Annotated in this window: 19 protein-coding genes and 1 pseudogene; all 20 read left to right on the top strand. The window is 62.8% G+C overall.

The window, feature by feature from the left end:
- Positions 1-126 (top strand): annotated as a pseudogene (tuf, locus tag WBG82_RS04575) (elongation factor Tu); the annotation flags it as partial.
- Between the two features lie 63 nt (positions 127-189).
- Complete coding sequence (rpsJ, locus tag WBG82_RS04570) at positions 190-498, top strand: 30S ribosomal protein S10 (protein ID WP_012111657.1); 309 nt, start codon at positions 190-192, stop codon at positions 496-498.
- A gap of 48 nt (positions 499-546) precedes the next feature.
- On the top strand, positions 547-1257 hold the full coding sequence (gene rplC, locus WBG82_RS04565) for a 50S ribosomal protein L3 (RefSeq protein ID WP_424421938.1): 711 nt from the start codon (positions 547-549) through the stop codon (positions 1255-1257).
- The gene (gene rplD / locus WBG82_RS04560) at positions 1257-1877 is read left to right on the top strand and encodes a 50S ribosomal protein L4 (RefSeq protein ID WP_424421935.1); all 621 of its coding nucleotides are present in this window, start codon (positions 1257-1259) and stop codon (positions 1875-1877) included. The genes rplC and rplD overlap by 1 nt, the downstream gene beginning before the upstream one ends.
- Positions 1874-2164: a 50S ribosomal protein L23 gene (locus WBG82_RS04555; RefSeq protein WP_324300825.1), complete on the top strand. Its 291-nt coding sequence runs from the start codon at positions 1874-1876 to the stop codon at positions 2162-2164. The genes rplD and WBG82_RS04555 overlap by 4 nt, the downstream gene beginning before the upstream one ends.
- A gap of 16 nt (positions 2165-2180) precedes the next feature.
- Positions 2181-3014, top strand: coding sequence for a 50S ribosomal protein L2 (gene rplB, locus WBG82_RS04550; RefSeq protein WP_424421932.1), 834 nt, complete (start codon positions 2181-2183; stop codon positions 3012-3014).
- Between the two features lie 11 nt (positions 3015-3025).
- Positions 3026-3304: a 30S ribosomal protein S19 gene (rpsS, locus tag WBG82_RS04545; protein ID WP_324300827.1), complete on the top strand. Its 279-nt coding sequence runs from the start codon at positions 3026-3028 to the stop codon at positions 3302-3304.
- Between the two features lie 3 nt (positions 3305-3307).
- Positions 3308-3688, top strand: a complete 381-nt coding sequence (gene rplV / locus WBG82_RS04540; protein ID WP_324300828.1) for a 50S ribosomal protein L22 — start codon at positions 3308-3310, stop codon at positions 3686-3688.
- Entirely contained in the window at positions 3688-4401 is a 714-nt protein-coding gene (gene rpsC / locus WBG82_RS04535) for a 30S ribosomal protein S3 (RefSeq protein WP_424421928.1), read from the top strand. The genes rplV and rpsC overlap by 1 nt, the downstream gene beginning before the upstream one ends.
- Before the next feature lie 33 nt (positions 4402-4434).
- Positions 4435-4854, top strand: coding sequence for a 50S ribosomal protein L16 (gene rplP / locus WBG82_RS04530; protein ID WP_424421926.1), 420 nt, complete (start codon positions 4435-4437; stop codon positions 4852-4854).
- Positions 4855-4901: 47 nt separating this feature from the next.
- Positions 4902-5105: a 50S ribosomal protein L29 gene (rpmC, locus tag WBG82_RS04525; RefSeq protein ID WP_324300831.1), complete on the top strand. Its 204-nt coding sequence runs from the start codon at positions 4902-4904 to the stop codon at positions 5103-5105.
- 10 nt (positions 5106-5115) lie between these two features.
- Positions 5116-5352: a 30S ribosomal protein S17 gene (gene rpsQ / locus WBG82_RS04520; RefSeq protein ID WP_324300832.1), complete on the top strand. Its 237-nt coding sequence runs from the start codon at positions 5116-5118 to the stop codon at positions 5350-5352.
- A 43-nt stretch (positions 5353-5395) separates the two neighbouring features.
- Positions 5396-5764: a 50S ribosomal protein L14 gene (gene rplN, locus WBG82_RS04515; RefSeq protein WP_324300834.1), complete on the top strand. Its 369-nt coding sequence runs from the start codon at positions 5396-5398 to the stop codon at positions 5762-5764.
- The gene (rplX, locus tag WBG82_RS04510) at positions 5764-6081 is read left to right on the top strand and encodes a 50S ribosomal protein L24 (RefSeq protein ID WP_324300836.1); all 318 of its coding nucleotides are present in this window, start codon (positions 5764-5766) and stop codon (positions 6079-6081) included. The genes rplN and rplX overlap by 1 nt, the downstream gene beginning before the upstream one ends.
- Positions 6074-6631 carry a 50S ribosomal protein L5 gene (gene rplE, locus WBG82_RS04505; protein WP_424421920.1) on the top strand — a complete coding sequence of 186 codons (558 nt, stop codon included), beginning with the start codon at positions 6074-6076 and terminating at the stop codon, positions 6629-6631. The genes rplX and rplE overlap by 8 nt, the downstream gene beginning before the upstream one ends.
- A gap of 44 nt (positions 6632-6675) precedes the next feature.
- Entirely contained in the window at positions 6676-6981 is a 306-nt protein-coding gene (gene rpsN / locus WBG82_RS04500; protein WP_424421918.1) for a 30S ribosomal protein S14, read from the top strand.
- A gap of 10 nt (positions 6982-6991) precedes the next feature.
- On the top strand, positions 6992-7390 hold the full coding sequence (gene rpsH / locus WBG82_RS04495; RefSeq protein ID WP_424421916.1) for a 30S ribosomal protein S8: 399 nt from the start codon (positions 6992-6994) through the stop codon (positions 7388-7390).
- Positions 7391-7432: 42 nt separating this feature from the next.
- On the top strand, positions 7433-7966 hold the full coding sequence (gene rplF, locus WBG82_RS04490; protein WP_424421914.1) for a 50S ribosomal protein L6: 534 nt from the start codon (positions 7433-7435) through the stop codon (positions 7964-7966).
- A 10-nt stretch (positions 7967-7976) separates the two neighbouring features.
- On the top strand, positions 7977-8330 hold the full coding sequence (gene rplR, locus WBG82_RS04485; protein WP_324300844.1) for a 50S ribosomal protein L18: 354 nt from the start codon (positions 7977-7979) through the stop codon (positions 8328-8330).
- An 11-nt stretch (positions 8331-8341) separates the two neighbouring features.
- A partial coding sequence (gene rpsE / locus WBG82_RS04480; protein WP_424421912.1) for a 30S ribosomal protein S5 occupies positions 8342-8858 on the top strand: 517 nt, incomplete at its 3' end.

Here is an 8858-nt window from a genome sequence, read left to right as displayed (position 1 = left end):
GGCGACAACGTGAAGATGAGCGTGACGCTGATCGCGCCGATCGCGATGGAGGAGAAGCTCCGCTTCGCCATCCGTGAAGGCGGCAGGACCGTCGGCGCTGGCGTCGTCTCGAAGGTGTTGAAGTAATATTTACGGGGCGCGGACAGCCCGCGCCCCGCTTTAATTCGGCCGACAGGCACGAGGACGAAAATGCAAAGGCAGAAGATTCGCATCCGGTTGAAAGGTTTCGATCACCGCGTGCTCGACGTTTCGACGCGGGAGATCGTCAACACGGCGAAGCGCACCGGCGCTCAGGTGCTGGGACCGATTCCGCTGCCGACGCGGCTTGAGAAGTTCACCGTGCTTCGCGGTCCGCACATCGACAAGAAGAGCCGTGAGCAATTCGAAATTCGGACGCACAAGCGCGTGCTCGATATCGTAGATCCCACCCCCCAGACGGTCGATGCGCTGATGAAGCTCGATCTGGCTGCGGGTGTGGATGTCGAGATCAAGCTCTGAGTTTCAGAGAAACGAGCCTGATCGCCGATTAGAACGAGGAATGGGACCATGCGTTCCGGAGTGATTGTCAAAAAGGTCGGAATGACCCGCCTGTTCCTGGAGGACGGGCGCCATGTGCCGGTGACGGTGCTGAAGCTCGACAACCTTCAGGTTGTGAGCCAGCGCACGGCCGAGAAGAACGGCTACACAGCGGTGCAGCTCGGTGCCGGTCGCGCGAAGGTGAAGAACGTCGCGCGCGCTCAGCGCGGGCAGTTCGCGCGGGCCGAGGTCGAGCCGAAGCTGAAGCTCGTCGAGTTCCGCGTCAGCGAAGACAACCTGCTCGATGTGGGCGCCGAGATCACGGCGGATCATTTCGTCGAAGGTCAGCGCGTCGATGTGAGCGGCACCTCGATCGGTAAGGGCTTTGCCGGTGTCATGAAGCGCCACAATTTCGGCGGTCTTCGTGCCACGCACGGCGTCTCGATCAGCCACCGCAGCCATGGTTCGACCGGTCAGCGGCAGGACCCGGGCAAGGTGTTCAAGGGCAAGAAGATGGCCGGCCATCTCGGTGCCGAGCGCGTCACCACGCAGAACGTCGAGGTCGTCCGCACGGATGTTGAGCGCGGCCTGATCATGGTGAAGGGCTCCGTTCCGGGTTCCAAAGGCGGCTGGGTACTCGTGCGCGACGCCGTGAAGACGAAGTTGCCGGAAGGCGTTCCGACGCCGGGCGCAGTGCGCCGCGCGAATGGCGCTGCGGACGCGCAGAAGGAAGGTGCGTGATGAAAGCCGACGTAACCACACTCGCGGCGACGAAGGCCGGCACGGTCGAGCTCTCGGACGAGGTGTTCGGGCTCGAGCCCCGCGCGGATCTTCTGCATCGCATGGTGAACTATCAGCTCGCCAGGCGTCAGGCCGGTACGCACAAGACGAAGGGCCGCTCGGAGATCTCGCTCACGGGCAAGAAGTTCGTGAAGCAGAAGGGCTCGGGCGGCGCCCGCCACGGCGACCGCAAGGCGCCGCAGTTCCGCGGCGGCGGCAAGGCTTTCGGCCCGGTTGTTCGCAGCCATGCGATCGATCTGCCGAAGAAGGTTCGCGCGCTTGCTCTGCGTCATGCGCTTTCGTCGAAGGCGAAGAGCGACAACCTCGTCATCCTCGAGGATACGAATGTTGACGCGCCGAAGACGAAGGCTCTGAAGGACGCCTTCGGCAAGCTCGGCCTCAAGTCGGCGCTCTTCATCGACGGCGCCGAAGTGAACGAGAACTTCGCGCTCGCCGCGCGCAACATCCCGAATGTGGATGTGCTGCCGGTGCAGGGTATCAACGTGTACGACATTCTGCGGCGTGAGAAGCTGGTGCTGACCAAGGCCGCTGTCGAGAGCCTGGAGGCTCGCTTCAAATGAACGAGCGTTATTACGACATTATCGTTTCGCCGGTGATCACCGAAAAGGCGACGATGGCTTCGGAAGCGAACCAGGTCATTTTCAAGGTGGCGCCGAAGGCGACGAAGCCGCAGGTCAAGGAAGCCGTCGAAAAGCTTTTCGACGTCAAGGTGAAGGCCGTCAATACGCTCGTTCGTAAGGGCAAGACGAAGCGCTTCCGCGGCGTGGCCGGCAAGCAGAGCGATTTCAAGAAGGCGATCGTGACGCTCGAAGATGGTTTTTCCATCGACGTGACGACCGGTCTCTAATAGAGAAGCTGGACCGATGGCACTGAAGAAGTATAAACCGACCAGCCCCGCGCAGCGTGGCCTCGTGCTGGTCGACCGTTCTGCTCTCCACAAGGGCAAGCCGGTCAAGGCGCTGACGCATGGCCTGACGAAGTCGGGCGGCCGCAACAATCATGGCCGCACGACCGTGTACAATCGCGGCGGCGGTCACAAGCGGACCTATCGCATCATCGACTTCAAGCGTCGCAAATACGACGTGCCGGCGACGGTCGAGCGGCTCGAATACGATCCGAACAGGTCGGCCTTCATTGCCCTCGTGAAGTACGCCGATGGCGAGTTGGCTTACATCCTGGCGCCGCAGCGTCTGGCAGTTGGCGACACGGTGATTTCGGGCGAGCGCGTCGACGTGAAGCCGGGCAATGCGATGCCGCTGTCGTCGATCCCGGTCGGCACGATCGTGCACAACGTCGAGCTGAAGCCCGGCAAGGGCGGCCAGCTTGCCCGTTCGGCCGGCACCTATGTGCAGCTCGTCGGTCGCGATCAGGGCTATGCGATCCTGCGTCTTTCGTCCGGCGAGCAGCGCCTGGTGCGCGGCGAGTGCATGGGCTCGATCGGCGCGGTGTCCAACCCCGATCACGCCAACATCACGCTCGCCAAGGCAGGCCGCAACCGCTGGCTCGGCAAGCGCCCCGCCGTTCGCGGCGTCGCGATGAACCCGGTCGATCACCCGCATGGCGGTGGTGAAGGCCGCACGTCGGGTGGCCGTCATCCGGTCACTCCGTGGGGCAAGCCCACGAAGGGCAAGAAGACCCGGCAAAACAAGGCGACGGATAAGTACATCCTTCGCAGCCGTCACAAGAAGAAGGGTTGAGGTAGCTCGACATGGCACGTTCCGTCAAAAAAGGCCCCTTCGTCGATGGCTACCTTCTCAAGAAGGCAGAAGCCGCGCGTACATCGGCCCGCAAGGATGTCGTCAAGACGTGGAGCAGGCGTTCCACGATCCTGCCGCAGTTCGTCGGCGTCACCTTTGCTGTGCATAACGGCAAGAAGCACGTCCCTGTGCTTGTGACCGAGGACATGGTCGGCCACAAGCTCGGAGAGTTCGCCCCCACGCGGACGTTCTTCAGCCACTCGGCTGACAAGAAAGCGAAGAAGGGGTAAGTCATGGGCAAACCAGCACATAAGCGCAGGCTTCCCGATAACGAAGCTCAGGCCGTCGGCCGCATGATCCGGGTGAGCCCGCAGAAGCTCAATCTGGTCGCGCAGCTCATCCGCGGCAAGAAGGCGGACACCGCGCTCGCTGACCTGACCTTCTCCAACAAGCGCGTTGCGCGCGACGTGAAGAAGGTGCTGCAGAGCGCCATCGCGAACGCTGAAAACAACCACAGCCTCGATGTCGACGATCTCGTCGTGGCCGAGGCTTATGTGGGCAAGAACCTGGTGCTGAAGCGCTGGCACGCGCGTGCGCGCGGCCGCGTGGGGCGGATCGAGAAGCCCTTCAGCCAGATCACCATCGTTGTACGGCAAGTCGAGGAGCAGGCCTGATGGGTCAGAAAGTCAATCCGATCGGACTGCGGCTTGGCGTCAACCGTACCTGGGATTCCCGGTGGTTCGCGGGTCGTCAGGAGTACGGCAAGCTTCTGCACGAAGACATCAAGATCCGAGACTTCCTGGGCAAGACGCTCAAGCAGGCCGGCATCTCGAAGATCGTCGTCGAGCGTCCGCACAAGAAGTGCCGCGTGACCATTCACACGGCTCGCCCGGGCGTCGTGATCGGCAAGAAGGGCGCCGACATCGAGAAGCTGCGCCGCGACATCGGCAAGCTGACGGCGTCGGAAGTGCATCTCAACATCGTTGAAGTGCGCAAGCCCGAGATCGACGCGACGCTGGTCGCGGAGAACATCGCGCAGCAGCTCGAGCGCCGCGTCGCTTTCCGCCGCGCGATGAAGCGGGCGGTCCAGTCGGCCATGCGTCTCGGCGCCGGCGGCATCCGCATCAACTGCGCCGGCCGTCTCGGCGGCGCGGAGATCGCGCGCACCGAGTGGTACCGTGAGGGCCGCGTGCCGCTGCACACGTTGCGCGCCGACATCGACTATGGCGTCGCCACGGCGAAGACCGCCTATGGCACGTGCGGCGTGAAGGTCTGGATCTTCAAGGGCGAAATCCTTGAGCACGATCCGATGGCCTCCGAGCGTCGCGCTCTCGAGGGCGGCGCCGGTGAAACGGGTGGACGTCAGCGCCGCGAAGAGCGCGCCTGAACACCGAAGAATTGAGCGAAGAGAGTTTCGATCATGTTGCAACCGAAGCGCACTAAGTTCCGCAAGGCTCACAAGGGCCGCATCCATGGCAATGCCAAGGGTGGCACGAACCTCGACTTTGGGGCTTTCGGCCTCAAGGCGCAGGAGCCCGCTCGCGTGACCGCGCGGCAGATCGAAGCGGCGCGCCGCGCGATCACCCGCCACATGAAGCGTGCCGGCCGCGTGTGGATCCGCATTTTCCCGGACGTCCCGGTTTCGAAGAAGCCGACCGAAGTCCGCATGGGTAAGGGCAAGGGCTCGCCGGAGTTCTGGGCGGCCCGCGTGAAGCCCGGCCGGATCATGTTCGAGCTGGACGGTGTGCCGCTGGCCGTTGCCGAGGAAGCGCTTCGCCTCGGAGCCGCCAAGCTGCCGATCAAGACGCGGTTTGTGGCCCGTCCCGGCGAGCGCGCCTGAAGCGGAACAAGTCCGCCGGAGCGCGGTTAGAACGAAAGGGTGAGGCCATGAAGGCCAGCGAAGTGAAAGACATGACGCCGGACCAGCTGCAGGACGAGCTTCTGAAGCTGAAGAAGGAGCAGTTCAACCTGCGCTTCCAGGGTGCGAGCGGACAGCTGGAAAAGACCTCGCGCGTGAGGCAGGTGCGCCGCGATATTGCGCGCATCAAGACGATCCAGCGCCAGCGCGAAGTTGCGCAGGTCAAGGGCTGAGGATTTAGAAATGCCGAAGAGAATCCTGCAGGGTGTCGTGGTCAGCGACAAGAACGACAAGACGGTGGTGGTGAGCGTCGAGCGCCGCTTCAGTGACCCTCTGCTCAAGAAGATCGTGCGCCGCTCGAAGAAGTATCACGCGCATGACGAGAGCAACTCGGTGAAGGTTGGCGATGTCGTGAAGATCCGCGAGTGCCGGCCGATGTCGAAGCTGAAGCAGTGGGAAGTATTCAAGGACGAAGCCTGAGCCCGAAGGGTGAAGGCTTCTTCCGAGCAAGGCGGATGAAGTCATGATTCAGCAAGAGACGAACCTCGACGTCGCTGACAATTCCGGTGCGCGCCGCGTGATGTGCATCAAGGTACTGGGCGGCTCCAAGCGGAAGTACGCTTCCGTTGGCGACATCATCGTCGTCAGCATCAAGGAGGCGATCCCGCGCGGCAAGGTGAAGAAGGGCGACGTGATGAAGGCCGTCGTGGTTCGTACCGCGAAGGAAATTCGTCGGGTCGACGGCAGCGTGATCCGTTTCGATCGCAACGCTGCGGTTCTCATCAATGCCCAGGGCGAGCCCATCGGCACCCGCATCTTCGGCCCGGTGACACGCGAGCTCAGGGCAAAGAACCACATGAAGATCGTTTCGCTCGCGCCGGAGGTGCTTTGATGGCTGCGAAAATCAAGAAGGGCGACAAGGTCGTCGTCCTTACGGGAAGGGACAAGGGCAAGAAGGGCGCAGTGCTTGCCGTCTACCCGAAAGAGAACCGGGCGCTCGTTCAGGGCGTGAATATTGTAAAGCGTCACACGAAGCCGTCGCAGACCTCGACGGGCGGCATCGTTTCGCGCGAAGCGTCGATCGACCTGTCTAACCTCGCGATCGAGGACCCGAAGACCGGCAAGCCGACGCGAGTTGGATTCAAGACGCTGGAAGACGGCCGCAAGGTCCGTTTCGCCAAGGCGTCGGGAGAAACGATCGATGGCTGAAGCTCAGTACACACCGCGCCTTAAAGCGGAGTATCTGGCGAACATTCGCCCGGCAATGCGGGAGCGGTTCCAGTACCGCAACATCATGCAGGTGCCGCAACTCGACAAGGTCGTGATCAACATGGGCGTCGGCGAGGCCGTCGGCGACTCCAAGAAGGTCAAGAGCGCGTTCGAGGATCTTCAGGCGATCGCCGGCCAGCGGCCGGTCATCACCAAGGCGAAGACGTCCATCGCGAGCTTCAAGCTGCGTGAGAACATGCCGATCGGCGTGAAGGTCACGCTGCGCAAGGATCGCATGTACGAGTTTCTCGACCGCCTGGTGACGGTGGCTCTGCCTCGCGTGCGCGACTTCCGCGGCCTCAATGCGAAGAGTTTCGACGGGCGCGGCAACTACGCCATGGGCCTCAAGGAGCACATCGTTTTCCCGGAAATCGACTACGACAAGGTCGATCAGGTCTGGGGCATGGACATCATCGTCTGCACGACGGCAGGCACGGACGAGGAAGCTCGCGAGCTGTTGCGGGCGTTCAATTTCCCGTTCGCAAAGTAGGTATCTTGTGGTTCGCGAAGGGCGTGAACCCGACGGAGGTTTGGATGGCTAAGAAAAGCGCCATTAATAGAGACCAGAAGCGGCGGAAGCTGGCGGCGAAATTTGCGGCCAAGCGGGCGAAGCTGAAGGCGATGACGATCGATCAATCCTTGCCGGTCGAAGAGCGCTTCAATGCGCAGCTGAAGCTCGCGGAGCTTCCGCGCAACTCGTCCAAGACCCGTATTCATAACCGCTGCGAGCTGACCGGCCGTAGCAAGTCGTATTACCGCAAGCTGCGCATGTCGCGTATCGCGCTCCGGGACCTCGCGTCCAGGGGGCAGATCCCCGGCATGGTGAAGTCGAGCTGGTGAGGAGACGCGCATGACGATGACCGATCCATTGGGCGATATGATCACGCGCATCCGGAACGCACAGCTCCGGGGCAAAGGCAAGGTGGTCACGCCCGCATCGAAGCTTCGCGGCTGGGTGCTCGACGTTCTGGCCGATGAGGGCTTCATCCGCGGCTATGCGAAGGTCGATTATCCGAACGGCAAGAGCGAGTTCGAGATCGAGCTGAAGTACAATGAAGGCGCCCCGGTCATTCAGATGATCGAGCGCGTCTCGACGCCCGGCCGGCGCGTCTATTCGTCGGTGAAGACGATGCCGACGGTGCATAACGGCCTCGGGATTTCGATCCTTTCGACGCCGAAGGGCATCATGTCCGACGCGGCGGCGCGCGAGAAGAATGTAGGTGGCGAGGTGCTCTGCCGCGTGTTCTAAGACGCGCAGCAAGCTCCGCCGTACGACGGGAAAGAGACGACCATGTCGCGAATTGGTAAAAGGCCCATCGAGGTCCCGAAAGGGGTGACCGTGACCATCAACGGCCAGGAAGTGGCCGTGAGGGGTCCGAAGGGCGAGATGAAGCTCACGCTCGTCGACGACGTGGCGGTGGAGCAGGGGGCTGACGGCATCAATGTGACGCCGCGCAACGACTCGCAGCGCGCCCGCGGCATGTGGGGCCTTTCGCGCACCCTCGTGAACAATCTGGTGGTTGGCGTCACGCAGGGCTTCACCGAGACGCTCGAGATCAACGGCGTCGGCTACCGCGCTGCGCTTCAGGGCAAGAACCTTCAGCTGAGCCTCGGCTTCAGCCATGAAGTGCTCTACGCGATCCCCGAGGGCATCGAGGTCAAGGTGGCGAAGCCGACCGAGATCGCGATCAGCGGCATCGACAAGCAGAAGGTCGGCCAGGTGGCTGCGGAAATCCGCTCCTACCGCGAGCCGGAGCCTTACAAGGGCAAGGGCGTGAAGTACGCCGGCGAATTCATCTTCCGCAAGGAAGGCAAGAAGAAGTGAGCGGATGGCTATGAGCAAAGTGAAGAATCTTCATCAGCGCCGGACGCAGCGGAACCGCACCAAGCTCGCGATGATCGCGAACGGACGTCCGCGGCTCTCAGTGTTCCGTTCATCGAAGCACATCTACGCCCAGGTCATCGACGACGCACAGGGCGTTACGCTGGCCTCCGCGTCCTCGCTGGAAGACGGGTTCGCCTCGAAGGGCGGCAATGTCGACGGTGCGGCGGTTGTCGGCAAGCTCGTCGCGGAGCGTGCGCTTGAAAAGGGCGTCAAGGACGTGGTTTTCGATCGCGGCGGATACATCTACCACGGGCGTGTGAAGGCGCTCGCTGACGGCGCCCGCGAAGGCGGTCTCAATTTCTGAAGGATTTGACAGTGGCACGCGAAAGAACACGAGAGCGGGACCGGGAAGAGCGCGACAGCGAGTTTGTGGACAAGCTGGTCCACATCAACCGCGTCGCGAAGGTGGTGAAGGGCGGCAAGCGCTTCGGTTTTGCGGCGCTCGTCGTTGTCGGTGACCAGAAGGGCCGTGTCGGCTTCGGCCATGGCAAGGCGCGCGAGGTTCCCGAGGCGATCCGCAAGGCGACCGATGCGGCGAAGCGCGCGATGATCCGCGTGCCGCTGCGCGAAGGGCGCACGCTGCATCACGACGTCGATGGGCGTCATGGCGCGGGCCGCGTGGTTCTGCGTGCGGCGCCGGCCGGTACCGGGATCATCGCCGGCGGTCCGATGCGTGCCGTTTTCGAGACGCTGGGTGTGCAGGATGTGGTGGCGAAGTCGCTGGGCTCCTCGAACCCCTATAACATGGTGCGCGCAACCTTCGACGCGCTGAAGCACGAGCAGAGCCCGCGTATGGTCGCTGCCCGTCGCGGCAAGAAGGTGAGCGAGATCG

The organism is Parvibaculum sp. (assembly GCF_049671045.1).
GTDB lineage: Bacteria > Pseudomonadota > Alphaproteobacteria > Parvibaculales > Parvibaculaceae > Parvibaculum.
This window is presented reverse-complemented; position numbering and strand designations above follow the sequence as displayed.